This window comes from Luteibacter sp. 9133 (assembly GCF_000800155.1).
Taxonomy (GTDB): Bacteria; Pseudomonadota; Gammaproteobacteria; order Xanthomonadales; family Rhodanobacteraceae; genus Luteibacter; species Luteibacter mycovicinus.
Genome location: NZ_JUHO01000001.1, coordinates 3,739,547 through 3,765,054 on the forward strand (window position 1 = coordinate 3,739,547; position 25,508 = coordinate 3,765,054).

At 66.0% G+C, this 25,508-nt stretch carries 21 protein-coding genes; 11 read left to right on the forward strand and 10 right to left on the reverse strand.

The window, feature by feature from the left end; genetic code table 11:
* Positions 1–40: 40 nt before the first annotated feature.
* Positions 41–1,774 carry a ubiquinone-dependent pyruvate dehydrogenase gene (gene poxB, locus FA87_RS16335; protein WP_081907356.1) on the forward strand — a complete coding sequence of 578 codons (1,734 nt, stop codon included), beginning with the start codon at positions 41–43 and terminating at the stop codon, positions 1,772–1,774.
* 196 nt (positions 1,775–1,970) lie between these two features.
* On the forward strand, positions 1,971–3,788 hold the full coding sequence (locus tag FA87_RS16340; protein WP_036110230.1) for an SLC13 family permease: 1,818 nt from the start codon (positions 1,971–1,973) through the stop codon (positions 3,786–3,788).
* A gap of 26 nt (positions 3,789–3,814) precedes the next feature.
* On the opposite strand, the gene FA87_RS16345 is transcribed toward FA87_RS16340, so the two are convergent.
* The gene (locus FA87_RS16345; protein ID WP_036110227.1) at positions 3,815–4,156 is read right to left on the reverse strand and encodes a Rieske 2Fe-2S domain-containing protein; all 342 of its coding nucleotides are present in this window, start codon (positions 4,154–4,156) and stop codon (positions 3,815–3,817) included.
* Between the two features lie 79 nt (positions 4,157–4,235).
* On the opposite strand from FA87_RS16345, the gene FA87_RS16350 reads away from it, so the two are divergent.
* The 4 genes from FA87_RS16350 to FA87_RS16365 all read left to right on the forward strand — a co-directional run bounded on the left by FA87_RS16350 (position 4,236) and on the right by FA87_RS16365 (position 6,876).
* On the forward strand, positions 4,236–4,523 hold the full coding sequence (locus FA87_RS16350; RefSeq protein ID WP_036110224.1) for a hypothetical protein: 288 nt from the start codon (positions 4,236–4,238) through the stop codon (positions 4,521–4,523).
* Between the two features lie 73 nt (positions 4,524–4,596).
* On the forward strand, positions 4,597–5,475 hold the full coding sequence (locus FA87_RS16355; protein WP_043696033.1) for a methylated-DNA--[protein]-cysteine S-methyltransferase: 879 nt from the start codon (positions 4,597–4,599) through the stop codon (positions 5,473–5,475).
* A 94-nt stretch (positions 5,476–5,569) separates the two neighbouring features.
* Positions 5,570–6,484, forward strand: a complete 915-nt coding sequence (gene yedA, locus FA87_RS16360) for a drug/metabolite exporter YedA (protein WP_043696036.1) — start codon at positions 5,570–5,572, stop codon at positions 6,482–6,484.
* 122 nt (positions 6,485–6,606) lie between these two features.
* Positions 6,607–6,876 carry a hypothetical protein gene (locus FA87_RS16365; protein ID WP_156128580.1) on the forward strand — a complete coding sequence of 90 codons (270 nt, stop codon included), beginning with the start codon at positions 6,607–6,609 and terminating at the stop codon, positions 6,874–6,876.
* A gap of 4 nt (positions 6,877–6,880) precedes the next feature.
* Here FA87_RS16365 and FA87_RS16370 read toward each other — a convergent pair whose 3' ends face one another.
* Genes FA87_RS16370 through FA87_RS16385 form a run of 4 tightly spaced genes read right to left on the reverse strand, consistent with a single transcriptional unit; the run spans position 6,881 to position 11,359 of the window.
* Positions 6,881–8,203, reverse strand: a complete 1,323-nt coding sequence (locus FA87_RS16370; protein ID WP_197062435.1) for an ABC transporter permease — start codon at positions 8,201–8,203, stop codon at positions 6,881–6,883.
* An 11-nt stretch (positions 8,204–8,214) separates the two neighbouring features.
* On the reverse strand, positions 8,215–9,381 hold the full coding sequence (locus FA87_RS16375) for an FtsX-like permease family protein (RefSeq protein ID WP_043696042.1): 1,167 nt from the start codon (positions 9,379–9,381) through the stop codon (positions 8,215–8,217).
* Between the two features lie 14 nt (positions 9,382–9,395).
* On the reverse strand, positions 9,396–10,082 hold the full coding sequence (locus FA87_RS16380; RefSeq protein ID WP_036110207.1) for an ABC transporter ATP-binding protein: 687 nt from the start codon (positions 10,080–10,082) through the stop codon (positions 9,396–9,398).
* A 20-nt stretch (positions 10,083–10,102) separates the two neighbouring features.
* Positions 10,103–11,359, reverse strand: coding sequence for an efflux RND transporter periplasmic adaptor subunit (locus FA87_RS16385; RefSeq protein ID WP_043696045.1), 1,257 nt, complete (start codon positions 11,357–11,359; stop codon positions 10,103–10,105).
* Positions 11,360–11,481: 122 nt separating this feature from the next.
* On the opposite strand from FA87_RS16385, the gene FA87_RS16390 reads away from it, so the two are divergent.
* Both FA87_RS16390 and mscL read left to right on the forward strand, forming a co-directional pair.
* Positions 11,482–12,168: a fumarylacetoacetate hydrolase family protein gene (locus FA87_RS16390; RefSeq protein ID WP_043696048.1), complete on the forward strand. Its 687-nt coding sequence runs from the start codon at positions 11,482–11,484 to the stop codon at positions 12,166–12,168.
* A 73-nt stretch (positions 12,169–12,241) separates the two neighbouring features.
* Positions 12,242–12,652, forward strand: coding sequence for a large-conductance mechanosensitive channel protein MscL (gene mscL / locus FA87_RS16395; protein WP_036110199.1), 411 nt, complete (start codon positions 12,242–12,244; stop codon positions 12,650–12,652).
* Positions 12,653–12,837: 185 nt separating this feature from the next.
* Here mscL and FA87_RS16400 read toward each other — a convergent pair whose 3' ends face one another.
* The 3 genes from FA87_RS16400 to FA87_RS16410 all read right to left on the reverse strand — a co-directional run bounded on the left by FA87_RS16400 (position 12,838) and on the right by FA87_RS16410 (position 17,331).
* Positions 12,838–15,834, reverse strand: coding sequence for a TonB-dependent receptor plug domain-containing protein (locus FA87_RS16400; RefSeq protein WP_043696051.1), 2,997 nt, complete (start codon positions 15,832–15,834; stop codon positions 12,838–12,840).
* Between the two features lie 187 nt (positions 15,835–16,021).
* Positions 16,022–17,008 carry a helix-turn-helix domain-containing protein gene (locus FA87_RS16405; RefSeq protein WP_043696054.1) on the reverse strand — a complete coding sequence of 329 codons (987 nt, stop codon included), beginning with the start codon at positions 17,006–17,008 and terminating at the stop codon, positions 16,022–16,024.
* A gap of 23 nt (positions 17,009–17,031) precedes the next feature.
* The gene (locus tag FA87_RS16410; RefSeq protein ID WP_051943277.1) at positions 17,032–17,331 is read right to left on the reverse strand and encodes a hypothetical protein; all 300 of its coding nucleotides are present in this window, start codon (positions 17,329–17,331) and stop codon (positions 17,032–17,034) included.
* A gap of 146 nt (positions 17,332–17,477) precedes the next feature.
* Here FA87_RS16410 and FA87_RS16415 point away from each other — a divergent pair, with 146 nt between their 5' ends.
* The 3 genes from FA87_RS16415 (at position 17,478) to FA87_RS16425 (ending at position 21,156) form a co-directional block, all read left to right on the forward strand.
* Positions 17,478–18,191: a response regulator gene (locus tag FA87_RS16415; protein ID WP_036117065.1), complete on the forward strand. Its 714-nt coding sequence runs from the start codon at positions 17,478–17,480 to the stop codon at positions 18,189–18,191.
* 44 nt (positions 18,192–18,235) lie between these two features.
* Entirely contained in the window at positions 18,236–19,606 is a 1,371-nt protein-coding gene (locus tag FA87_RS16420) for an ATP-binding protein (RefSeq protein WP_052191523.1), read from the forward strand.
* A gap of 107 nt (positions 19,607–19,713) precedes the next feature.
* Positions 19,714–21,156 carry a M20/M25/M40 family metallo-hydrolase gene (locus FA87_RS16425; RefSeq protein WP_043696059.1) on the forward strand — a complete coding sequence of 481 codons (1,443 nt, stop codon included), beginning with the start codon at positions 19,714–19,716 and terminating at the stop codon, positions 21,154–21,156.
* Between the two features lie 33 nt (positions 21,157–21,189).
* Here the strand turns inward: FA87_RS16425 and FA87_RS16430 are convergent, their stop codons facing one another.
* Positions 21,190–24,291 carry an efflux RND transporter permease subunit gene (locus FA87_RS16430; RefSeq protein WP_043696062.1) on the reverse strand — a complete coding sequence of 1,034 codons (3,102 nt, stop codon included), beginning with the start codon at positions 24,289–24,291 and terminating at the stop codon, positions 21,190–21,192.
* Positions 24,288–25,415: an efflux RND transporter periplasmic adaptor subunit gene (locus FA87_RS16435; protein WP_043696065.1), complete on the reverse strand. Its 1,128-nt coding sequence runs from the start codon at positions 25,413–25,415 to the stop codon at positions 24,288–24,290. The genes FA87_RS16430 and FA87_RS16435 overlap by 4 nt, the downstream gene beginning before the upstream one ends.
* Positions 25,416–25,508: the final 93 nt, after the last annotated feature.

Genomic DNA, 25,508 nt, shown 5'->3' on the forward strand with positions numbered 1-25,508 from the left:
GCGGCGCATAACGTGGGGATTCGTGTTCACGGAGTTGCCCATGTCCATCGCCAGCCTTGCCGACCTGATCGCCGAAACCCTCGAAGAAGCCGGCGTTCGCCGGATCTACGGTCTGGTGGGCGACAGCCTCAATGCGATCACCGATTCGCTGCGCGAGCGCCAGCGCATCGACTGGGTCCATGTCCGTAACGAAGAAGCCGGCGCGTTTGCCGCCGGCGCGGAAGCGCAGCTCACCGGTGCGCTCGCCGTCTGCGCGGGAAGCTGCGGCCCCGGCAACCTGCATCTGATCAACGGCCTGTTCGACTGCAACCGCTCGCGCACGCCCGTGCTGGCGATCGCCGCGCATATTCCCAGCGCCGAAATCGGCAGCGGTTATTTTCAGGAAACGCATCCGACCGAGCTGTTTCGCGAGTGCAGCGTGTACTGCGAAATGGTTTCCGACGCGTCGCAGATGCCCCACGTGCTGGATTCGGCCATCCGCGCTGCCGTGGGCCAACGCGGCGTGGCGGTGGTGGTGATTCCCGGCGACGTGGCCATGCGCAAGTCGCCGGTGAAGAAGGTGACGCCCGCGGCCGGGCTGCTGCCGCCTTCGCCGAAGGTCATCCCCGCCGAGCGTGAGCTGGACGCCCTGGCTGAGCTGCTCAACGCGGGCAAACGCGTCACCCTGCTCTGCGGCCGCGGCACGGCCGGCGCCCATGACGACCTGATCGCCCTGGCCGATGCGCTGCAGTCGCCGATCGTGCATGCGCTGGGTGGCAAGGAGTATGTGGAATACGACAACCCCTTCGACGTGGGCATGACCGGCCTGATCGGCTTCAGCTCCGGCTACTACGCGATGGAGGACTGCGACACGCTGCTGATGCTGGGCACCGATTTTCCGTACCGTCAGTTCTACCCCGAGGACGCGAAGATCGCGCAGGTCGACATCCGCCCCGGCAACATCGGCCGTCGCTGCCGTGTCGAACTCGGTGTGGTCGGCGATGTGGGCGAAACCATCCGCGCCCTGTTGCCGCGGATCGAGCCCAAGCGGCTGCGCGGCCACCTCGACCGCTGCCTCGCCCACTATGCGCGGGCCCGCGACGACCTCGACCAGCTCGCCCGCATCGAACCCGGTCACGACCTCATCCATCCGCAGCAGGTCACCCGCCTGGTCAGTGAGCTGGCCGAGGACGATGCGATCTTTACCTGCGACGTCGGCACGCCCACGGTCTGGGCCGCGCGCTACCTGACGATGAACGGCAAGCGCCGCCTGCTCGGCTCCTTCGTCCATGGCTCCATGGCCAATGCCATGCCGCAGGCGATCGGCGCGCAGGCCTCCCACCCGGGACGGCAGGTGATCTCGCTGTCGGGCGATGGCGGCTTCACGATGCTGATGGGCGACTTCATCACGCTGGCCCAGCAGGGCCTGCCGGTGAAGGTCATCGTGCTCAACAACGGCACCCTGGGCTTCGTCGAGCTGGAGATGAAGGCGGCGGGGCTGCTCGAAACGGGCGTCGAGCTGAAGAATCCGGATTTCGCGGCCATGGCCAACGCGATGGGCATTCATGGACGACGCGTCGCCCGCGCCAGCGACCTGCCCTCGGCCATCGCGGAGGTGCTGTCGCACGACGGCCCCGCATTGCTCGATGTGGTCAGCAACCGGCTCGAGCTGTCGATGCCGCCGAAGATCAGCGGCGAGCAGGTCAAGGGCTTCAGCCTGTACGCGCTGAAGGCGGTGATGAGCGGGCGCGGCGACTCGATCGTCGACCTCGCGCTGAGCAACCTCAGCCGCTGATCGGACCCGTCAGCGCACGCTCCGCACGGGAGCGTGCGCTGGCGCAACCCATTCGTGCGCTTTTCTTCAGCCGGGAGCCACCCCCAGCGCGTATACTCCTGCGGCAACGATAGCCGCCTGGCAAGAGCATGCCACCGCACGTCTCCAACGACCGGATCGGAACCGCCGGCCAGTGGCACTGACCCTCACTCCTGAAATGATCCTCGTGCTGGGCCTGGTGGGCTTCACCATGCTCATGCTCGTTCTGGAGTGGATCCGGGCCGACATGGTCGCCCTGCTCGTCGTGGTCACGATCGGCCTCACCGGCCTGATCCCCGGCGACCAGGTCTTCAACGGCTTTGCCGGTAACGCGGTGATCGCCATCATCGCGATCATGATCATGGGCGCCGGCCTCGACCGCGCCGGCGTGCTCAACCTCACCGCGGCCTTCGTCATGCGCATGGCGCGCGGTGTCGAGTCCCGCCTCGGCGTCGTGATCAACAGCGTCACCAGCCTGTTCAGCGCCGTGATCCCCAGCCAGGCCCTGGCCGCCCTGATGATTCCCGTGACCAGCCGCCTCTCCGCGCGTACCGGCGTGCCGATGTCGCGTCTGCTGCTGCCGATGGCCTTCTGCATCCTGACGGCCACCAACACCACGCTGATCGCCAACTCGCCGCTGATCGTGCTGAACGACCTGATCGCCAGCGCCAACAGCAACCTGCCGCCCGGCGCGCACACGATCCCCCGATTCGGCCTGTTCAGCGTCACCCCCGTGGGCCTCGTGCTGGCCCTGGTCGGCGTGCTGTTCTTCTATTTCTTCACCCGCAAGCTGCTGCCCGAGCGCGAAGACGAGCGCCTGAAAGTCACCCCCGGCCGCACCGAGAGCTACTTCGCCGATACCTACGGCATCGCCGGCGAGACCGCCGAGCTTACGGTCACGGCGGAGAGCCCGCTGGTCGGCATGAGCATCGGTGAGGCGGAGCAGCTGCACGGTGCCCCGCTGATCCTGGCGATCAAGAACGGCAACGAGAGCCGCGTCGCCCCCCCATCGGACCAGATGATCTGGGTCGGTACGGTGCTCGGCGTGCTCGCGCCAAAGGACGCCATCCAGGCATTCGCCAATAACCAGCTGTGTCGCGTCTCCATGCGCATGCGCCAGCTGGGCGAACAGTTCAACACCACGCGTGCGGGTATTTCCGAGGCCGTCGTGCCGCCCGGCTCGCGCTTCATCAAGCAGACCGTGGGCGATCTGCGCCTGCGCAAGCGCTTCGGCATCTCCGTGCTGGCGGTCAACCGTGGCGACGAGGTGTACCGCGAGGACGTGCGCGCGGTCAGCCTGCGCGCCGGTGACACCCTCGTGCTGCACAGCAAGTGGCGCGACCTGATGCTGGCCGAGGAAGACCGCGACTTCGTCGTGGTCACCGACATCCCCAAGGAAGAGCAGCGCCCCGGCAAGATCTGGCAGGCGGTGGGTTTCTTCGTGCTGGCCAAGTGCCTGGCCCTGTTCACCCACCTCGACCTGTCGGTAGCGATGATGACCGGCGCGGTCGGCATGCTGCTCACCGGCGTGCTGAACATGGACGAGGCCTACAAGGCCATCAACTGGAAGACGATCTTCGTTACCGCCTGCCTGATTCCCCTCGGCTGGTCGATGGATTCCACGGGCACCGCGTCGTGGCTGGCGCAGGAAGTCCTGGCGATCATGGGCGGGGCGCCGCAATGGACGCTGCAGCTGTGCATCGCGGTGCTGACGCTGATGTTCTCTCAGGTCATGTCGAACGTGGGCGCCACCGTGATGATGGTGCCGCTGGCGATCAGCGTGGCGGTGAGCACGGGGGGAAATCCTTCGGCTTACGCGTTGATCGTCGCCGTGTCGTCGTCCAATACGTTCCTGCTGCCTTCGGGGCATCCGGCGTTGATGATGGTCGCGGGGCCGGGCGGTTATCGTTCGAAGGACTTTTTGCGGGTCGGGCTGCCGCTGACGTTCCTGGTTCTGGCGATTACGCTGGTGGTCGTCAACCTGATGTATCGCTGAGCGACGCACCGCGATTACGGCATTTCTCAGGCCAGTCGGACTTCCCCGTCGACGACCGACACCGGCACCGCACGCAGGCGATCTCCCCGACATGGCCCGTTGGTGCAGTCACCACTCTCCGCCGTAAACGTCGCCCCATGCGCCGCGCAGATGATCGTGCCATTGCGCACCAGGAACTTGCCCGGCGCATAGTCCAGCCGCCGACCCGCATGAGGACAGACGTTGAGGTAGGCGCGGGCCTCCTCCCCCGAGCGGTAGATCAGCAGGGACTCGACCTCGCCCTGGATGACGGCCTCGGTTTCGACGGCGTTGCCATCGGGAATGTCCGCCAGCAGGCAGAGGGGAGCGGTGTCGGCGGTAGGAGTCATGGCACTTGTCTGTGGGGATGGGTTGCCCCAAGGTAAAGGGGAACCACGCATGTCATTGTGCCACACGGATTTTTAACCAATGCGCTTCGTCCTTCCGCCCATCCGCCGCTCTCGCAACCCGCTGGTCCGCGCCCTGTCCGTCGTGGCCGGTCTGGCCGTGCTCGGGGTGCTGCTCGTGTTCGGTGTGGTCGTCCTTGGCGTGCTGCTGGCCGGCGGCCTGGTGTTCCTGGCGGTCCGCCAGTGGAAGCTGGCCCGTGGCGGCGTCCGCCCGGCGCCGCGTCCGGCCGCGGCGCGCGCCACGCACGATCCGAACGTGCTCGAAGGCGAGTTCGTCGTGATCCGTCAGGGCGATCCGGTTCACCACTGAGCCACTGCGCAAGAAACGGATGGTGACGGTCGTCGCGTCCGCCTACGCTGGCCTTCAACGACAGGAGGCCCCGATGAAAGCCCAGGTCCAGACCATCCGCCCCGCCGCCGACGATCCGCTCGACCGTGTCCGGGCCGCGCTGGAGCGAGATGACGCGCCCAGCGATCTGGCCAGTCTGGCCACGATCGCCGGGCTCAGCCCCACGCATCTGCAACGCGCCTTCCGGCGCCGGTTTGGCGTCAGCCCGGCCGAGTACGCCCGTGCCCGCCGTTTCGGCCAGCTCCGCGATGCGCTTCGCGAAGGATCGGCCGTGACCGATGCGGTCTATCAGGCCGGTTTCGGCTCGGGCAGCCGCGTCTACGAGGAAAGCGACCGCCGGCTCGGCATGACCCCGGCGAGCTACCGGGCCGGCGGTGCGGGCGCCTCCATTCGCTACACCACGACGGGTACCCCGCTCGGCCGGCTGCTCGTCGCCACCACGGCGAAGGGCATCTGCGCCGTGACGCTCGGTGCCGACGATGAGGCGCTGGAAACGCGACTGGCCGGAGAATTCCCGCTCGCCGACCGGGAACGCGTCGACGAGGGACGCGACGAATGGCTGGACGCCGTGATCGGCCGGGTCACCCGCGAGCTGGGCTGGGAAAGGGGCGCCGCCCCCGACATGCCGCCACTCGATATCGCCGCGACCGCCTTTCAGTGGCGCGTCTGGGAAGCGCTGACCCGGATACCGCTCGGCGAGACCCTCAGCTACGGCGAGCTCGCCGCCAGACTTGGCGTGCCGAAGGCGGCACGTGCGATCGGACGCGCCTGCGGCAGCAACAAGCTGGCGCTGCTGGTGCCCTGCCATCGCATCATCCGCGAAGACGGCAGCCTCGGCGGGTGGCGCTGGGGAATGGAGATCAAGCAGCAGTTGCTCGCCACCGAACGTGCCATGAGCGCCGCTCAAGGCTGACCCTCGAAGGTTTCGCTACCAAGGCCACGACGGCGGCGATATCGTTCGTGATTCGCGCCGCATCTTGCGACGCGTGCCTGCCCCCGGGTTCCCCATGTCCGACGCCGTGTGTACCGCAAAAAAAGTCCCCGCCACCACGCTGGCCGCCTCGCGCTGGCTGGTGCCGCTGTCGCTGATGTCGATGTACCTGATCTGGGGTTCCACCTATCTGGGCATCCGCTATGCGCTGGTCAGCTATCCGCCCTTCCTGATGGCGGCGATCCGTTTCGCCATCGCCGGCGTGCTGATGTTCACCGTCCTGCGCGTGCGCGGTGTCGCCTTGCCGACCCCGCGACAGTGGCGGAACGCCGCCATCGTCGGCACGCTGTTGCTCGCCGGCGGTAACGGGCTGGTCTGTTTCGCCGAACAGTCGGTCAGCTCGGGCATCGCCGCCGTCGCGGTGGCCAGCATGCCGCTGTTCGCCGCGGTCTTCGGCGGCCTCTATCGTGAATGGCCCACGCGCGGCGAAACCGTCGGTCTGCTGCTGGGCTTCATCGGCGTGGTCGTGCTCAACCTGGGCGCCGGGTTGTCGGGCTCGCCGATCGGCGCGATCGCGTTGATCTGCGCCGCCATGGCCTGGGCCTTCGGCTCGGTGTGGTCCAAGCGTCAGGACATGCCGGCCGGCCCCATGAACACCGCCGCGCAGATGCTCTGTGCCAGCGTCTCGCTGGCGATCCTCGCGATGCTGCATGGCGAGCGCTTCCCCGCGCACCCGCAGCTGGGCGCCACCCTCGCGCTTGGTTATCTGATCGTGTTCGGCTCGATCATCGCGTTCAGCGCGTATCTCTACGTACTGAAGACCGTTCGCCCTGCCCTGGCCACCAGCTATGCCTACGTGAACCCGCCCGTGGCGGTGCTGTTCGGCGTCGCCATCGCCGGTGAGCACGTGGGCACGTTCGACCTGGCGGGCATGGCGATCATCCTCGTCGGTGTCGGCATCATCACCATGATGCGGACCCGCAAGGCCTGAGACGCCCTGGCAAGTGTGACGCAGGTCTCGTCCCGGGCCTGCGCGCCGATTTTTGAGAATTATTCGATGTCCGCGAATCTCAAGCCCACCGAGGCTGCTTTTCTCTTAGGTGGGAGCGCGGTATGACGGGCAGTCTGACCAATCCGACACAACGAACCCATCGGCGGCGGCTATGCATGGCGCGCGGCGCGACGGTACTGGGCATCGGCGTGGCCGCCATCGCGTCATGCCAGCGCTTCCGGGCCGACACCGAATCGATGTACGCCGATCTCGACACCTGCGAGGAACGGGGCGGCCGCTGGGACGTCGACCGCGCTCGCTGCGCGATCGACGTCGTCCTGGCGGACCACCCGCAACTCACCGACGACGCGCTTCCACTGGAAGCGCCGTGAGAAATCAGAGCTCGCGCAACGCGGTGGTCACGGGCACCCGGGCGGCACGCAAGGCGGGGAACAGGCCGCCGATAAAGCCGATCGCCAACGCCCATTTGATCCCCGTCCACAAGAGCGCGGCGCTCACATGGAACCGGAACACCACCTGGCTGAAGTTCGCCCCGAGCGTCGACGCCGTGTAGCCATTGAAGACGATCCACACGATGCCCGCACCGATCACGCCGCCGAGCAACGCCAGCAACATCGTCTCCAGCATCACCGACACCACGACCGGTATCCCGCGAAAGCCGATCGCACGTAACGTGGCGATCTCGCGAGCCCGGGCCTGGATCGCGGCGAACATCGTATTGAGCGCGCCGAACACGGCACCGATCGCCATGATGATGCCCACCGTGATACCGACCGCACGCAGCACCCTGGTCAGGCCTTCGGACTGCTTGCTGAAGTATTCCTGCGTCGTACTGACGTCGACCTTCAGGCGCGGATCGCCAGCCAGCGACGCCTTGAAGATGTCGAATGCCGCGGGCGAATCCAGCATGACCGTCACCGACTGTACGCTGCTGCCACGCCGGTAGGCCGAGGCGACGCTCTGCGTATCGCCCCACAGTTCCGATTCCAGCACGTCGTTGGACACGAACTCACCCACCACGGTCCAGGTCTGTCCCGCGAGGCGGATGCTCCTGCCGACATCGAGGCCCGCGAACTGTCCCCGCGCGCCCTTGCCGACGATGAGCTCACGCAGCCCCGGTGTGAACTTGCGCCCCTCGACGATCTTCACCTGATCGCGCAGCGACCACACGTCAGCGCTGACGCCACGGATGGGCACATTGGAATCGCTGCCGGGATCGCTCTTGCGTGGCAGGTTGGCGACGACGACGAGTTCGCCCGAGGCGATCGGCCGGCCCTGGGCATCTTTCTTCACACCGGGCGCCTGCATCACCACGTTGGCGCTGTCGCGATCAAGGATGGAGTTGAGCTCCGCCTGCGAGCCGCCGCGCAAGACGATGGCCGTCCGGTCGTTACCCGTGGAGCGCAGGGTTTCGGCGAAACCATCGCTCATCGCCAGCATGGCGACGAGTACACCGACCACGCCCGCGATGCCCACCACCACCACCGATGACGAGCCGAGCCGCTGAACCACCGTGGCGAGTCCCACGCGAGTCACCTGCCAGGTCTGTCGTCCGCGACGGGTCAGCGCCATCCACAGCGCGAATACGACGGCGATGGCGACGATGCCCTGCCAGGGCAACGCGATCCAGACGACGAGGAACGCGGCGACGATCAGCAGGGTCAGCAGGCCGAACCCGAACTTCTTCATACGTTTCATGATGAGTTCCTTCAGCGCCCGGCGAGCGCGTCGACGATGTTGAGGCGCATGGCACGGAGGGCGGGCAAGGCACCGACGAGGGCGCCGATCACCACCATCAGCACGAGGCCGAGAATCCAGGTCTGGGTGCCGATGGGTGGCAGATTGAGCATGCCGCCGCTGCCCTTGGCCACGATCGGCACCACGATGCCGGCCAGTGCCAGACCCAGCACGCCGCCGAGCACCAGCAACAGGATGCCTTCCGCCAGCACCATGCCGAGGACGCTGTGGCTGGAGAAGCCGATGGTCTTCAGCACGGCCAGCTCATGGGTTCGCTCACGCACGGCCTGCGCCATCGTGTTGCCGGTAAGCAGGATGAGAGTGAAGAACACCGCGCCCATGATCGCCGACACGATCAGCCCGATATCGCCGAGCTGTTTGGCGAACGATGCGTTGAACGCCTGCTCGGTCTGCGTCTTGGTCTCGTGGTCGGAGTTGGCGGAGAGCGCGTCGATGGCCCTGGCGACGCGGTCCGCCTTGTCCGCCGAGGTCAGCTGCACCGCGTACCAGCCTACCGTCGTACCGACGCTCTGAAATGCGTTGGCGTCTTCGAAATACTTGTGATGGAAGAAGAACTGCTGGTCCGTACCGTTCGCCGCGCCCTTGGCCGGCCTGTAGATGCCGACGATATCGAAAGGCCAGGTCTTGTCGCCGTTGCGCTGCGGGAAGATCGTCGACTGCAGCGGCACCTTGTCGCCGAGCTTCCAGCCGAAGCGTTTCGCCAGCGCTTCACCGACCACCGCGCCGGTACGGGTGTTTTCGTAGACCTTGCGCTGGTCCGCGGGCAGTTCGATCTCACGATAGATGTCGAGGTAATTCTCGCTGACGGCAAAGCTCAGCACGAAGTTCTTCGGATCCTGATAGATGCCGCCGAACCAGTTGGCGGCGGCCACGGCCTTCACTCCGGGAATCGCCTGTATGCGTGTGGACAGGCTCGCCGGCAGCGACTGGATGATCGAATACTTCGACGTGGTGATGAGGCGATCCACGCCGACGACGCTGTCGCCCGAGGCGAACGCGGCACGTGTCGCGTCCAGCATGCCGAACAACAGGAATGCCGCCAGGATCGACACCAGGGTGAAGAAGGTACGCGTCTTGCGCCGGAACAACGCGGCCCAGATCAGATGCATGTATTTCATGCGGGCGTCCTCGGTCAGGCCACGGCTTGTCCGACAAGGCTGCCCTTGTCGAGATGCAGGGTATGGTTGGCGTACTCGGCGGCCTTCGGGTCGTGCGTCACCATCACGATCGTTTTGCCGTGCTCGCGATTGAGTTCGCGCAGAAGACCGAGGATCTCCTCGGCCGACTGGCGATCCAGATCGCCGGTCGGCTCGTCGCAGACCAGCAGCGTGGGATCGGAAACGATCGCGCGTGCGATCGCGACGCGCTGTTGCTGACCGCCGGAGAGTTCGGACGGCTTGTGTGACGAACGATCCGCGAGACCGACCAGCTGCAGCGCGATCGACGCGTTCTGCCTGCGCTGCGCGGCGGAAAGTCGGGTCAGCAGCAGCGGCAGTTCCACGTTGCGCTGCGCGGTCAGCATCGGCATCAGGTTGTAGAACTGAAAAACGAAGCCCACGTGCGCCGCGCGCCAGCGAGCCAGCGCACCGGCACCCAGCCGGTCGATGCGGTCCCCGGCCACCGCGATGCTGCCACCCGACGGTGTGTCGAGACCGCCGATGAGATTGAGCAACGTGGTTTTGCCGGAGCCCGACGGTCCCATCAGCGCGAGGAAGTCGCCTTCCTCGATCTTCAGGTTCACGCCATGCAGCACCTCGACCTTCTGCCGGCCGCGCTCATAGACCTTGGAAAGATCCTGGATGTCGATCAGGGTAGCCATGGGACGTGTCTCCTTGCGTATCAGGGCGAAGGGCGGGTGGCGACGCGGACGGCGGCACCATCGGTGAGCGAGTCGGGCGGAGTCACGATGACGCTGTCACCGGGGGCGAGGCCCTGCGTCACCAGACGCTGCTCGCCGTCGTTGCGTGCGGCGAGCGTGACGTCGTGACGCATCGCCTTGTCGTCCGCGACGACGAAGACGACGTCGCGGTTGTCGCGACGCGCCAGCGCGCCGGCCGGGACGAGCACGCCTTTGGGTGCATCGGCTACCGGCTCCGCCCGGCGTTCGAGGAACGACACGCGCACGCCCATGTCGGGAACGATCCGCACGTCCTTCGATTCCAGGGCGACGCGTACCTTCACCGTGGCCTTACCGCGATCCGCCGCGGGCACGATGGCGATGACATGCGCGCCGATCTTCCAGTCCGGGTAGGCGTCGAGCACCGCCTCGGCGGGCATATCGGCTTTGACCCGGCCGATATAGGCCTCGTTGACGTCGACGTCGATCTCCAGCGAATCCATGTCGACGATGGTGCCGATACCGGTACGGGTGAAACCGCCGCCCGCCGAAAGCGGCGACACGATCTCGCCGACCTGCGCGGCCTTGTCGGTGATCACGCCGTCGAACGGCGCACGGATCACAGTGTAGTCGAGGTTGACCTGGCCGACACTGACCTGAGCATCCGCGGCGTCGGCCTGGCGACGCGCCGTGTTGAGCTGGGCACGATAGGTGTTGGCCTGCGTACGTCCCTGCTCGGCGATCTGTCTGGAGACCAGGCCCCGGCCGACCAGCGCCTCCTGCCGATCGGCGTCGCGCAGTGCCTGCTCGAGCTGGGTCTGGCTTTGCACCACGCTGGCGCGCGCCGCCGCCGCGTTCGCCCGGTTGGCATCGAGGCCGGCGCGCAGGGCGTTGTCTTCCAGGCGCGCCAGCACCTGGCCTTTCTTCACCCGGTCGCCTTCCTCGATCAGCACCTCCGTGAGCGTCCCGGTGATCTGCGCGGAGACCGTGGCCTGGCGCCGCGCGGTGACATAGCCCGTCGCCTGCAGCACCGCCCCGGCTTCCGCGGCGCCAGCCGGCGCGATCGCGGTCGCCACCGTCACCTCGACAGGCCGATGCGCGAGCCACGCCCAGGCCGCTCCGCCCAGGGCGAGCAGGCCGATGAGAACGGCCAGCACGATCAGCGCGATCTTCGTGGCGCCGCCGTTCCCACCCCCTGGGGATTCCCTGTGCGACTTGTCGATCTTCAGCTGCCGCAGCAGCTCGGCGTTCGAGTTCATGTCCCCGTGGTCCCCTGGCGATACGGATCGTCGGCAAGATCATGCGATCCGGGCGGACCGTGCACCACTTCCGCCCATCAGTCATCTGCCGTGACAGGTGTCACCTGATAGTCTTGGCGCCCATGAATACCGTCATCCCTTCGCCGGCCCAGCCGAGCATCCCCGTCGCCGGGCGCAGCGAGCGTTTCCCGGTCCGTCGCGTCTTCTGCATCGGCCGTAACTACGCCGACCACGCCAAAGAAATGGGCGCGTCGGTCGACACGGCCAATCCGATGTTCTTCACCAAGCCCGCCGATGCCCTCGTCACCGACGGAGCCGACGTGCCCTACCCGTCCGCCACCAACGAGCTGCACCACGAAGTGGAGATGGTCGTGGCGCTGGCATCGGGCGGTACGGACCTGACCCTCGAGCAGGCCGCCGCCACGGTCTGGGGCTACGGCGTGGGTCTGGACCTGACCCGCCGCGACCTGCAGGCCCAGGCCAAGGCCAAGGGCTCGCCGTGGGACGTCGCCAAGGCCTTCGACCATTCGGCACCGGTCTCCGCCCTGGTTCCCGCCTCGGAGGTCACGCCAACCGCCGCGACGCGGATCTCGCTGGAGATCAACGGCGAGACCCGGCAGGCGGCCACCCTCGGCGACATGCTGCTCGATGTCCCGGCGATCCTCTCGGCGCTGTCGAAGCTGTTCGAGCTCAAGGCGGGCGACATCGTCTACACCGGTACACCGGCCGGTGTATCGGCATTGCTGCGCGGCGATCGTTTCCGTGCGACCCTCGAAGGCGTCGCCACGCTCGAAGGTCGCGTGGTCTGACTTCGCAAAGTCCTGACATCCGGAACGTTAGTTTTTTACGTTCGACGCCCAGACCCAGAAGGAGAAACCCACGATGAGCATCGTCGCGGAATTCAAGAAATTCGCACTACGCGGCAACGTCATCGACCTCGCGGTCGGTGTTGTGGTCGGTGCGGCGTTCAGCAAGATCGTCACCTCGCTGGTGGACAACATCATCATGCCCCCCATCGGCTGGCTGATCGGCGGTATCGACTTTTCAGACTGGAAGTGGGTGCTCAAACCCGCCGACGCCGCGACCAAGACCGCCGAAGTGGCGATCCAGTACGGCGTGTTCATCAACGTACTGATCCAGTTCGTCATCATCGCGTTCGCCATCTTCATGGTGGTCAAAGCGATCAACCGCCTGACGCATCGCGAAGAGGCCAAGCCGGCCGCACCGGCCGCCGACGTGGTGCTGCTGACGGAAATCCGCGACCTGCTCAGGCAGCAGCCGCCGCGCGTCTGATTCCGCGCTTTCGGAGGGACGAGGTGACCGGCATGTCCGGCTTGCCTCGTCCCTTTTTGCTGTCTGGAAAAAAAGAGGCCGCCGAGTGGGAGCTCGGCGGCCTGATCCGGGGAGAACGTTGCGCCGCGGGAGATGAGTCGGGAGACTCGCGGCGCTTATTGTTGGAATGGTTTTGGATCGGTCGATCAGAAGTCGTAATTGATACCGAAGCGGACGTAGCGCGGCGTGCTGAAGTAGTTGATGCGGTCGTAGTTGGTGTTCAGCGCCTTGCTGCTGCCATAGATCGCATACGTCGACGTCGGTACCGACTCGTTCAGCAGGTTATAGACCATGACATTGAAGCCAAGTTTCTGGTCGGCCCACATCGGGCGATATTCCGCCGAGACCGAGATGATGTGCTGCCACGGCTGGCGACCCGCGTCGCCGGGTGCCGAGGCGACGCCACCGCAGTAGTGGTAGTAGCTGCCGTAACCGACCGGGTTGCTCTCATCCGCGCCGTAGTAACCGATACAGGTCTTGGGTGTGCCCGACATCAGCGCGATGTTGCCCGAGAGCATCCACTCCGGTGCCGCCTGCCAGGAACCGTAGATCTTCAGCTGGTGGGTGCGGTCGTTGGAGAGCAGACCGTTGGAGTTTTCCATCAGCTTGCCGAAGTCCCAGTCGACCGTCGCCGACACGTCGGTCTGACCGATGTCCGAGCGCACCTGGCCTTCCGTATTGCCGTAGCTCTTCGAGTAGACGTAGTCGATCTTGGCCTGCCACTTGCCATCGAACGGATGCTCGAGGAAGGTCTCCAGACCGTAGTAGCTACGCTTGGCGCTCGGCATGCCGAAGTCGGCCGCGGAGACCGAGACGCTGTAGTAACCGCCGGCCGGGTTGACGATGCGGTATGTGTTGCTGCGGCCCGGATTGGACAGGTAGCAACCGTTGAGCGTGGAGGCGTCGACGTCGTAACCGAGCGACTGCGCCTTGCTCGCGATCGTGGTGGTGTCGCAGATGTCGTCCAGGATGTTACGCAGCTTGCGCACCTGGCCCTTCATGCCCCAGACGTAGTCCGCGTTGATCTGCTGGGTGAAGCCCAGCATGTATTCATCCTGGTACTCGGACTTGATGTTGCTGGAGGCCACGGTCTTCGCGTCCGGCGGTGTGCCGTACTCGTTATTGGCCGACACCGCGCCACCCGTGGACGAGGCCAGCTGGGTCAGGCCGGTGGGATTGCCGTTAGCGTCGATGCCCGTGTAGGTGTAGTACTCGTTGGTGTACAGCGAGCCGGCGGCGGCGCGCAGCGCGACGGACGCCGGCATGGCGAGGTAGTAACGACCGGCGTTCGCATAGACCTTCAGCGACGAGTCGCCGTTCACGTCCCAGCTGAAGCCCAGGCGCGGCGCCCACTGCGGCTTGGTCATGCGCAGGAAGGCTTCACCGCTCGGGTTGTAGTTGGTGAACTGGTCGTTGCGCAGGCCGATCTTCACCAGCCAGCGATCGTCCACCTGCCAGCTGTCTTCGATGTACTGGGCGCGCTGCTTCACGCGCACCGACGCCGAGGTGCTGTAGAGGTACTTCGATACGTAGTAGCCGTCCTGACCGCCCGCACCCGTGCTCGGCGCGGCGACGTACGGACTGTCGCTGATGTTGGTCGCCGGATCGCCGTAACCGTAGATCCAGGCCGAGCCGGTCTCGCCATCGTCGACGTCGTGCGAGTTGAGGTTGTCGATACCACCGGTGATCGTGTGATCGCCGATCTTCCACGCCAGGTCGACGCGCAGGTTGCTGCTGGTGGCGCGGTGGTTCGGATCGTTCGCGGTCAGCACCGTCTGAGAATTGACGATGGAATTGCCGCCGGTGATCGCCGGGTTCTCGAACTCGGAACCACTGATGTACTCCAGCGACGGGTCGTAACCCGGGGTCTGGCTGAAGTACGTCATCTTCTGCTTGCCGTACATGGCGGTCAGCGTGAGATCGTCGGTGATGTAGCTCGTGTACTTGGCGATCGAGACCCGGGCGCTGTTCTTGGTCGAGGTGTCGAAGCTGTTCAGATCGCCCGTCTGGTTCGTCGCGTAGTCGTAGTCGTACTCGTTACCCTTGTACGACGTCTTCGTCGACGCGCCGGTCAGCTCGAGGATATTGTTGTCGTTGATGTTCCAGTCGAGCTTGGTGTACCACTTCGGATTGTTGTACTCGTAATCGGTGTTGTACGACGACGTCGCGGGACCGACACTGTTACCGGCTTTCTTGTCGCCTTCGACCGCCGCGAAGAAGAACAGCTTGTCCTTGATCAGCGGGCCGCCGACATACGCGCTCTCGGTGGTTTCCCAGGACTTGTTGTCGGAATAACGACGGTAGAGATTGCCCGCGTTGGCACCGGTCACGTAATACGAGCTCGGGCTCACGCCCTGCGCGAACGCCGGTGTCCACTGAACCTGCGCACCGAAGTGCCATTCGTTGGTACCGCGCTTGCCGCTCTGACTGATCACGCCGCCGTCCGAGCGACCGTAAGCCGCACCGTAGCCGCCGCTGAGGATTTCCTGCTGATCGATCGCGCCATAGGGCAGGCTGATGCCGCCGAAGCCGCTGAGCGGGTCGGTGGTGTTGAAGCCGTTGAGGTAATAGGCGTTCTCGGTGACCGACGAGCCGGCGAACGAAACGAGCGAGCCACCCGTGGTACCGCTCTTGAAGCCGCTGTAACCCGGAACGACGCCTGGCGCGAGCAGCGCGATCGCTTCGGCGCTGCGCGCCAGCGGCAGCTTCGCCAGCTGCTGGGAGGTGATGACGGTGCGTGCGTCGACGCTGGACACGTCGATGGCTGGGAGCGCGTTGGCCGACACGGTGACCGAGCTCAGGCTCGTCGCATCGCCGGACGCCGCGGCAAAGGACACTTCCGTACCGGAACCGACACGAAGGCCGACGTCGCTGCGCGTGTCGACGACCTTGCCGCCCTGCATGAGCGATACGGTATAGCTGCCGAGCGGCAGCGAACCCACCGTGTAACGGCCGTCGCTGCCCACGGCGACTTCACGCGTCACACCCGAGGTGCTCTTGACCTGGACCGACTCGCCCTCGGCGACGGGCGCCTGGCCGAAGATGCTGCCGGTGGTCGACTGCGCGATGGCCACGGTGCTGCCCAGCGCCAGGGCCAGCGCGAGGCTGATCCGGCTCAGGCGGATGGATGTCGAATTCTTCACTAGGAAACTCCCCGAAATTTAGGATGCGCGACGCCACGAGGCCGGCACCCTGGCAAGGCGCCTTCCCCAACTGCCCGTGACGTGTGATTCGTTTTATGACTTCGTCGATGCGTGGCCGACGGGGCCACGACTTCAATTTAGTGTTAAGAACCTGCATCCATACGGCGGAAACTGCCGCATCATTCGGTCATTCGTCGGACGTTTGGACGTCCGAACGATCCACCGGCGGCAACGTCCCGACCATTGCGGCCTGACGGAAACGACGCGGTGACGTACCGACATGGTCGCGGAAGCAACGACTGAAATTGGTCATGTCGCCGAAGCCCCAGGCGTGGGCGATCTGCGCGATGCCGCGATGACGAAGGCGGGGATCGGACAGTTCGCGCTGGCACCGTGCGAGGCGCTCGAGTCGAACCCAGCGCATGAGGGTCAGGTCTTCGTCGGAAAACAGTTCGAACAGATGACTGGCCGAAAGACCGACACCCTTCGCGATCATGTCGATGCACAGCTCGGGATCGGCGAGGTGCTCGCGGGCGAACTGACGCACCTGACGCTTGTGGTACTGCCGCAGGCGCGAGGGGGACGATTCACTCGCGTCCACGGATTCCAGCGCGGCGGCAAGCATATGGGGAATCGCATCGGCCAGCCGGTCGGCTACCGGTTCGGTCAGGCCCGCCGGATGCGCGAACATTTCCTGGAAGAGGACACGCAGATATCCCACGGGACCCAGGTGCCCGGGCAGGCCGACCGCCGCCACATCGTCCAGGCGTGGGATGGCGTCGCGCAGGACCGACAGCGGAAGATGGATCGACTGGACGCTGCAACGCCCCAGTTCCAGCCGGAACGGCTGGGACAGGTCGATCAGGCAGAAATCGCCCCCGGCCAGGTCGCTGTGGCGCCCGTGCTGCTCGACACGCGCCCGTCCGTCGAGCTGCAAGGTCAGCAGCACCGCCTGACGATGCTCGCGCGGAAGCGCCGCCTCGGTCAGTACGTGCGGCGTGTGCCGGAACGCGCCCAGGCGCAGGCGATCGCCAGCGTAGCCGTCCACGAGCGTGCTGGTTTCGAAGCGGCTGGGTGCCCGCTCGACGAAGGCCTGCCAGAAACGCCGGGCAAGCAGCCGGTTGTTTTCGATACCGTCATCGGAGCGCGACAGCGGAGGAAATGCATACGACATGGACGACAAGGCGGTCATTCCGGTTATGAGGCGGGGGGAGGCGGAGGCGGCGGAGGCGCGCCGTCCGGGCCGGGGGGCGGCCCGACAGGCCGCTTGAACCCCTTCTCATCCATGCACTGAGCCATGAGGTCCGGCGGCACCGGGTCGTCCTCTTCGCCACCGAGTTCGTTCCAGCAATCGTCCAGCGCCGCCTCGACCTTCGGGTCGCGGTGCGCCTGGCGACCGTCCGGGGGACCGGGCGGCCGATCCTGGGCGACCGCCGCGGCGGCCAGGGCGATCCCGAAGGAGAAGAGCAGCGAAGGCAGCGCGTTGAACGGTTTCATGGCCATCCTTAGTGGTGTGCGGTGTCTGCACACGCTAAGTGGCTTCCGTCACGAGGGAATGTCCTTTTGTGTCCGCTTTGTGTCGGCTGTTTTGCCGCGGGGACAAACGCCTCGTAGACTGGTCTGGTATTTAAAGCAGCATGACCATGGACCTTCAGTCACTCATCCTCGTCGTGGATGACGATCCCGAACTGCGCGGGCTGATCACCGATTTCCTCGGCGGTCACGGGTACCGTGTGCACGCAGCCGAAAACGTCGCCCAGATGTCGCTTTCCATCGAACGCGAGCGACCGGACCTCATCGTGCTCGACGTGATGATGCCGGGCGAGGACGGCCTGAGCGCGGCGCGGCGCCTCGCCGCCGAAAAGGGTCCCCCGGTCATCATCCTGAGTGCGCTGGGCAGCGATACCGACCGGATCATCGGGCTGGAAGTCGGCGCCGACGACTACCTGGCCAAGCCCTGCAACCCACGCGAGCTGCTGGCGCGCGTGCGTGCCGTGCTGCGGCGAAGCAGCCAGGACGCGCCTTCACCCGCCGAGGAGATCCGTCCCTACGGTTTTGCCGGCTGGCGCCTCGATCTGACGCGGCGCGACCTGCGCGATCCGACCGGCATCTTCATCAACCTTTCCGATGGTGAGTTCGCCCTGCTCCGCGCCTTCGTCGAACACCCGCAACGCATCCTGAGCCGCGATCAGCTGCTCGACCTCGTTCACCGGGGCCGCGCGGACGTGTTCGACCGCGCCATCGACACGCAGATCAGCCGGCTGCGGCGCAAACTGAATGACCGCGCGCAGGACGAAATGATCCGTACCGTGCGCAACGAGGGCTACATGCTCCTGCCGAAGGTCACCCGCCTGTGACGCGACGTTCCGGCCTGTCGATCTTCGCCCGCAGCTTTCTGCTGATGGTGTGCGCGCTGCTGATCGCCTCCGGCATCGGGGTGGGCGTACTCGTCCTCCGTCCGCCGACGCTGCCGCCCATGGCGAGCCTCTTCGACGTGGCGGCCGCCCTGCGGAACGACGGAGCGCCGTTCGGCCAGCGCGACTTCGACGACCGGAGGCCGCCCGGCTCCGCGCCACGCGACGGCCAGGCCACCGCCATGCTGCCCGGCGACGACCGCCGCGGCCCGCCCGGCATGGACTTCATGCCGCCCAACCCCGCCGACCTCGATGTGCGCACCCAGGCCGACGCGCCCACGCCCCCGGACGGTTCCGACAGTCGCCTGTCGGCACACCTCCTGCCGCGGCTGGCGGGCCTTCTGCGCGTCGCCCAGGATGACCTTCGCGTCTATGCGGTGGACAGCGGCATGGACCGCCACCCCGGCGCGATGCGCGTCAGCATGGGCGCGGGGTCGCTGGTCGGGTGGCGACAGGCGGATGGCCGATGGCGGGTCGCCTCGGTGCCCGTGGAGCCCTTTCCTTCCATGCTTCAGCAGGAGCTGTTCCTGCTGTTCGGCGTGAGCGTGCTGGTGCTGCTGCCCTTCGCATGGTGGTTCGCCCGGGCGCTGTCGGCACCGATCCATCGTTTCGCCGAGGCGGCACAGCGTCTGGGTGCGGACACCAGCGCGCCGCCGGTGCCGCGTGAGGGACCGCCCGAGATGCGTCGTGCGGTCGATGCCTTCAACGGCATGCAGGGGCGCGTGAATCGTCTGCTCCACGAGCGCACGCACATGATCGCCGCGATCGCGCACGACCTGCGCACGCCGCTGACGCGCCTGTCGTTCCGGCTCGACGGCCTGCCCGGCCCGCTCGGCGCCAAGGTGGACGGCGACCTCCAGGAGATGAAGACGATGATCTCCGCCGCGCTCGATTTCATGCGCGACCGCTCGCTGGGCACGCAACGCCAGCCGCTGGATTTCCGGCTGCTGGTCGAGAGCGTGAGCGACGACCTGGTCGACGTGGGACATGACGTGGCGGTGTTTTCCGGGCCGCCCGTGACGCTCGACGGCGATCCGGTGGCGCTGCGCCGCGCTGTCGTCAACCTCGTCGAAAACGGGATCAAGTACGGGCAAAGGGTGCGCATGCGCCTGCGCACCGTCCGTGGCGAATGCCTGCTCGAAATCGATGACGACGGCCCGGGCATTCCCGAGGCCATGCAGCAACAGGTCTTCGCGCCGTTCTTCCGTCTGGAATCCTCGCGAAACCGCGACACCGGCGGCATCGGCCTCGGCCTCGCCACCGTCCGCGCCATCGTGCTCGATCACGGCGGCAGCATCGTGCTGCGCAACCGCAAGGAAGGCGGTCTGCGCGTGGTGGTGAGCCTGCCACAACCGTAACTTCGGGAGCCGTCCAGCCGTCCGGACGGCTGGACCATGACTTTCGACCTACGCGGCCGCACCCCGCGCCATGGTCATAATCGACCTTTACCGTCCCGGGGGTCACCATGCGTCATATCTTCCGCCTGCACACGCTGGCTGCGTGCCTTGCGCTCGCTTTCACCGCCCATGCCGCCGACAAGGCGACGACCATTCCGGACAAGGCGATCGCCGCCGCCACCGCCTTGCGCGATCGCGCGATGAGCGACGACACCGGCTACGAATTCGTGACCGGCCTGACCACGGAAGTGGGTCCCCGCGTGGCCGGCAGCGCCGCCGACGCGCGCGCCGTCGCCTGGACCGTGGCGAAGTTCAAGGCCATGGGTTTCGACAAGGTCTACACCGAGAAGGTCAGCTACCCGCTCTGGCAGCGCCGCAGCGAGCACGCAGCGGTCGTGTCGCCCTTTCCGCAGCCGCTCGCTCTGACCGCGCTGGGCTATTCCGCCGGCACCCCGCAGGGTGGCCTCACGGCCGAAGTCGTCGGCTTCGACGACCTCGATGCGTTCAGGAACGCCGACCCGGCCAGCGTGAAGGGCAAGATCGTCTACGTCTCGACGCACATGCAGCAGCAGAAGGACGGCCACGACTACGGCAAGGGCTCAGCCACGCGCACGGGCGGCCCTGTCCTGGCCGCGAAGATGGGCGCCGCCGCGTTCCTGCTGCGCTCGGCGGGCACCGATCCGCACAGCCGTACGCCGCACACGGGCGTCACCGGCTTCAAGGATCCGAAGGACGCGATCCCGGCTGCCGCGCTTTCCCTGCCCGACGCCGATCAGCTCGAGCGCATTCTGAAGGAAGGCAAGCCGGTCACGCTGAAGCTCGACCTCGATGTCGGCTTTGCGGGTACGTACGAAGGCTCCAACGTCATCGCTGAAGTCACCGGTCGCAAGCACCCGGATCAGGTCGTCGCCATCGGCGGACATCTGGATTCGTGGGACCTGGGCACCGGCGCCATCGATGACGGCGCGGGTGTGGCGATCGCCGCCGCCGCGGCGAAGCTGATCAAGGACATGCCGCAGCGCCCTGATCGCACGATCCGCGTCATCGCCTTCGCCAACGAGGAAATGGGTCTGTGGGGTGGACGCGCCTATGCCGAAGCGCATGCGAAAGACGTGGCGAAGTTTCAGCTGGGTACCGAATCCGATTTCGGCGCCGGCCGCATCTGGCGCATGAGCGCCAGCGTGAAGCCCGAAGCGCGCGGCGCGATCGAGCAGATCGCCAGGGTGATCGAGCCGATCGGCGTGACGTACGACGCGGCCCGGCCCGGCGGTGGTGGATCCGACCTGTCGCAGATGCATGCCAAGGGCATGGCCGCGCTCTCGCTGACGCAGGACGGCACCGACTACTTCGATTACCACCACAACGCCAACGACACGCTGGACAAGATCGATCCGAAGGCGCTCGCGCAGAACGTGGCGGTGTACGCGACCTTTGCGTATCTGGCTGCGCAGGCCGATGGAAATTTCGGTTCGGCGGCCGGTGCGTTCGCAAAAGACGGCGCGCACGACTAAATAGGACCATGTAGGAGCGCGCCAGGCGCGCTCCTACACAGCCGGCGCTTGTCGCGCCGGCTTCCGCGACGCCAGCCGATCCTGCAACCGGTTCATGTACAGATAGATCACCGGCGTGAGATACAACGTCAGGATCTGCGATACCACGAGGCCACCGACGACGGCCAGTCCGAGTGGGCGGCGCGTCTCCGCGCCCGCACCGATCCCCAGCGCGATCGGCAGCGTTCCCGCGAATGCCGCCATCGTGGTCATCATGATGGGACGAAAACGCACGCGGCAGGCCTCGAAGATCGCTTCATGCGGAGCCACGCCTCCCTCGCGCTGACGTTCGAGCGCGAAGTCGATCATCATGATCGCGTTTTTCTTCACGATGCCCACCAGCATCACGATGCCCACGAAGGCGAACAAATCCAGTGACGCGCCGAAAAGCACCAGCGTGAGCAACGCGCCGACCGCGGCGGCGGGAAGACCCGAGAGAATCGTCAGCGGATGGATGAAACTCTCATACAGGATGCCCAGCACGAGATAGATCACGAACACCGCCAGCAGCAGGAGCAATCCCATGCCCTTGACCGAATCCTGGAAGGCCTGCGCCGTGCCCTGGATACTGCCACTGAGCGTGCCGGGAAGATTCATCTGAGTCGTCGCGCGCTGAATGCTCTGCACCGCGTCGCTCAGCGACACACCCGGTGCGAGATTGAACGACACCGTGACCGCGGGCAGCTGGCCCTGGTGGTTCACGGTCAGCACCTGCGGCTTGCGCACGAATTGCGCGACGGTATTCAGCGGCACGAGCTTGCCGGTGTCCGAGGTGACGTAAAGCTTCGACAGTACCGCCGGGTCGTCCTGCATGCGTCGCTCCACCTGCAGGATCACCCAGTACTGCGTGGCCGTGCCGTAAATGGTGGAGATCTGGTTCTCACCGAATGCATCGCCCAGGGCGGACTGCACCTGATCCATCGTCAGGCCGAGCGGACCCAGCTTGTCGCGATTGACGGTCACCACCATCGACGGACTATTGAGGTCCAGATCGGTGGTGACATCCTGGAAACCAGGCAGCTTCTGAAACGCCGAGACCAGCTTTCCGGACCACGCGTAAAGGGCGTTCAGATCGGTCGACTGCACGGTGTACTGGTACTGTGCCTTGGACTGGCGCCCACCGACCTGGATCGCCGGGGGATTCTGGATGTAGGTACGGATACCCGGCACGTCGGCGAACTTGTGCCGAAGCGCCTGAATGATTTCGTCCGGCGTCGTATGCCCGCGGTCGCCGGGATCCTTCAGTCGCAGAAGCAGCGAGCCGGAGTTCACCGTGGCGCGCGCACCGCCGGCGCCGACGCTCGACATCACACCCTGGATATTCGGATCGTCCTGCGCGAGCTGCGCCAGCACTTTCTGTCGCGCGGACATCGCCGCGAACGAAATATCCGTTGGCCCCTCCGTGGTGACACGTAACTGACCGCTGTCGCCTGCCGGAATGAAGTCCTTCGGCGTGACGACGAACAGGACGCCGGTGGCGACGAGGCTGAGCGCGAAGACCGCCAGCACCGTGCGCGGATGGCGCATGCACCAGGCGAGCGTGCGTGTGTAGCCATCGGTCACGGCGCTGAAGCCCTTGTCGAACCAGATCACGATGACACTGCGCTTGTCGTGGTCGTGCGCCTTGACGAAACGGCTGCACAGCATGGGCGTCAGCGTGATCGAGACGAATCCGGAAATCAGGATCGATACGCTGATGACCACGGCGAACTCGTGGAAAAGACGCCCCACGATGCCGCCCATGAACATCACCGGGATGAAGACCGCCACCAGCGACAGCGTCATCGAGAAAATGGTGAAGCCGATTTCGGTCGCGCCTTTGATCGCCGCTTCGTAGGGCGTCTCGTCGAGTTCGATGTGACGCATGATGTTTTCGAGCATCACGATGGCGTCATCGACGACGAAGCCGACGGCCAGCGTCAGCGCCAGCAACGAGAGATTGTCGAGACTGTAGCCCAGCGCGAACATCGCGCCGAACGTGCCCAGTACGGAGATGGGCAGCGCGACCGCCGGAATCAGGGTCGCCGACGCATTGCCGAGGAACAGGTAGATCACCAGCACCACGAGAATGCCCGCCAGCACCAGCGTGAACTGCACGTCGTGCACGGAGTCGCGGATCGACACCGAGCGGTCGTACATCACGTCGAGCTTGACCGACGGCGGCAGCGTCTCGGAGAAGCCGGGCAGCAGCGCGAGAATCCGGTCGACCGTTTCGACGGTATTCGCGCCCGGTTGCCGCTGGATCGCCAGCGTGATCGCACGGACGCCGTTGAACCAGCTGGCCTTCTGGTCGTCCTGCACGCTGTCGCGTGGCACGGCGATATCTGAAAGCCGTACGGGCGCGCCATTGCGGTAAGCGACCACGATCTGCCCGTAGTCGGCGGCACGCATCAACTGGCCGTCCGAACGAATGGACAGCAACTGGCGACTTCCGTTGAGCGAGCCGGTGGCCTTGTTGACGTTGGCCGCGGCGATGGCGGTGGACATCTGATCGACGCCGATACCGGTGGCCGCCAGACGATCGGGATCGACGGCGATGCGCACCGCGTACTTCTGCGAACCGTAGACGTTGACCTGGGCCACGCCGTCGACCATCGACAGGCGCTGCGCGAGTTCGGTCTCCGCATAGTCGTCGACCGTCGACAGCGGCAAGGTCGACGACTGCATGGTGAGGAACAGAATGGGCGCGTCGGCCGGATTCACCTTGCGGTAGGTGGGTGGCGTCGGCATGTCCTGCGGCAACTGGCGCTGCGCCGCGGAGATCGCCGCCTGCACGTCCTGAGCCGCGCCGTCGATGCTGCGATCGAGGGCGAAGGTCACGGTGATCGTGGTCGAGCCCAGCGAACTGGACGAGCTCATCGAGTCGATGCCGGCGACCGTGGACAGCTGCGCCTCCAGCGGTGTCGCGACGGACGAGGCCATTGTCTCGGGCGACGCGCCCGGCAGGCTCGCGCTGATATTGATCGTCGGGAAGTCGACGTTCGGCAGTTCGTTCACCGGCAGCTTCGGGTACGCGACGATGCCGAAGATCACCAGCGCCGCCATCAGCAGCGTGGTCATGACGGGACGACGGATACAGAGTTCCGGCAGGTTCATCGCACGCGCGCACCGTCGACGAGCAACAGCTGACCTTCGGTGACGACGCGTTCGCCCGCCTGCAGGCCCTTGTCCACGACGACCCGGTCGGCGGTCGTCGCACCCGTCGTGATGGGCCTCTGTTCCACGGTCTTGTCGGCCTTGACCACGAAGACGAAGGTGCCTGCGGATGAACTCTGCAACGCGATCACCGGGATGCTGACGGCATCGGTCAGCCGCGTCGTCGGCAGGGTCACTTCAGCGAACTGGCCCGCGGTGAGGCGGCCGTCCGCATTCGCGAAACGCGCTTTCAGGACGATCGTGCCGGTCGTGACATCGACGGCGTTGTCGATGAACTCCAGTTCGCCCTTCAGCGGTCCACCGGTGTCGCCGGGGATTTTCGCCTGGACGGGAAGCGCGCCGCGACGCGCGCTGTTGCGCACCGCGGCCAGACTGTCCTCGGGAATCGCGAAGGCGATACGGATGGGATCGACCTGATTGAGCACCACGATATCGGTCGTGTCGGCGGTAAGCGTCGCCCCCGGATAGGCCAGAGGCGCACCGGTGACACCATCGAAGGGCGCGGAGATCGTGGTGAAGTCGAGCTGCGTCTGCGCGGCACGCGCCGCGGCACGATCGCTGACGAGGGCGGCGCGGGCCACGCCGAGGTTGGCCTTGTACAGATCGAAATCGGCGCGACTGACGAAGCCTTTGCCGAGCATGTTCTGGTAACGCCCGAGGTCCGCCTCGGCCTTGGCCAGCTGAGCCTCGTCGCTGGCCACCTTGCCCTGGGCCTCGTCGAGCGCGGCCTTGAGCGGACGCGGATCGACCCGGGCAAGGAGATCGCCCTTTTTCACGTGGGTGCCTGGCGTGAAAGCCAGCGTATCGAGCTGACCGCTGACGCGGGAACGCACGTTGACCGTCGAATACGCCTCAGCCCTTCCGATGATCTTGAGCGACAGATCGATCTCACCGCGCTGCGCGACGGCTGTCGTGACCGGCGTGCCCGTCGATGCCTGCTTGCCGTTGAGCGATTTCGGGGCCTCCTTGCCGCCCGTCTCGTGACGCCATACGCCCACACCGGCCGCGGCGAGGGCCACCAGGCCGATGATGAGAACGAGTTTCTTCCCTGGGGATCGCTGCATGAGGACTCCGGCCGGAACCCTCAGGCTCCGGTCGCCGCGCTCGATGACGCGGACATGGTTTTTTTTCGGGTGGGCTATCCGTAAAAGCTAACG

Bases quoted from the DNA above. Each gene is read 5' to 3' on its own strand.
- FA87_RS16365 (WP_156128580.1), top strand. From the start codon at position 6,607: ATGACGGGCAGTCTGACCAATCCGACACAACGAACCCATCGGCGGCGG.
- FA87_RS16420 (WP_052191523.1), top strand. From the start codon at position 18,236: ATGGTGTGCGCGCTGCTGATCGCCTCCGGCATCGGGGTGGGCGTACTC.
- FA87_RS16390 (WP_043696048.1), top strand. From the start codon at position 11,482: ATGAATACCGTCATCCCTTCGCCGGCCCAGCCGAGCATCCCCGTCGCC.
- mscL (WP_036110199.1), top strand. From the start codon at position 12,242: ATGAGCATCGTCGCGGAATTCAAGAAATTCGCACTACGCGGCAACGTC.
- FA87_RS16355 (WP_043696033.1), top strand. From the start codon at position 4,597: ATGAAAGCCCAGGTCCAGACCATCCGCCCCGCCGCCGACGATCCGCTC.
- FA87_RS16405 (WP_043696054.1), bottom strand. From the start codon at position 17,008: ATGTCGTATGCATTTCCTCCGCTGTCGCGCTCCGATGACGGTATCGAA.
- FA87_RS16375 (WP_043696042.1), bottom strand. From the start codon at position 9,381: ATGAAATACATGCATCTGATCTGGGCCGCGTTGTTCCGGCGCAAGACG.
- poxB (WP_081907356.1), top strand. From the start codon at position 41: ATGTCCATCGCCAGCCTTGCCGACCTGATCGCCGAAACCCTCGAAGAA.
- FA87_RS16385 (WP_043696045.1), bottom strand. From the start codon at position 11,359: ATGAACTCGAACGCCGAGCTGCTGCGGCAGCTGAAGATCGACAAGTCG.
- FA87_RS16435 (WP_043696065.1), bottom strand. From the start codon at position 25,415: ATGCAGCGATCCCCAGGGAAGAAACTCGTTCTCATCATCGGCCTGGTG.
- yedA (WP_043696036.1), top strand. From the start codon at position 5,570: ATGTCCGACGCCGTGTGTACCGCAAAAAAAGTCCCCGCCACCACGCTG.
- FA87_RS16410 (WP_051943277.1), bottom strand. From the start codon at position 17,331: ATGAAACCGTTCAACGCGCTGCCTTCGCTGCTCTTCTCCTTCGGGATC.
- FA87_RS16345 (WP_036110227.1), bottom strand. From the start codon at position 4,156: ATGACTCCTACCGCCGACACCGCTCCCCTCTGCCTGCTGGCGGACATT.
- FA87_RS16350 (WP_036110224.1), top strand. From the start codon at position 4,236: ATGCGCTTCGTCCTTCCGCCCATCCGCCGCTCTCGCAACCCGCTGGTC.
- FA87_RS16415 (WP_036117065.1), top strand. From the start codon at position 17,478: ATGGACCTTCAGTCACTCATCCTCGTCGTGGATGACGATCCCGAACTG.
- FA87_RS16340 (WP_036110230.1), top strand. From the start codon at position 1,971: ATGATCCTCGTGCTGGGCCTGGTGGGCTTCACCATGCTCATGCTCGTT.
- FA87_RS16430 (WP_043696062.1), bottom strand. From the start codon at position 24,291: ATGAACCTGCCGGAACTCTGTATCCGTCGTCCCGTCATGACCACGCTG.
- FA87_RS16425 (WP_043696059.1), top strand. From the start codon at position 19,714: ATGCGTCATATCTTCCGCCTGCACACGCTGGCTGCGTGCCTTGCGCTC.
- FA87_RS16380 (WP_036110207.1), bottom strand. From the start codon at position 10,082: ATGGCTACCCTGATCGACATCCAGGATCTTTCCAAGGTCTATGAGCGC.
- FA87_RS16370 (WP_197062435.1), bottom strand. From the start codon at position 8,203: ATGAAACGTATGAAGAAGTTCGGGTTCGGCCTGCTGACCCTGCTGATC.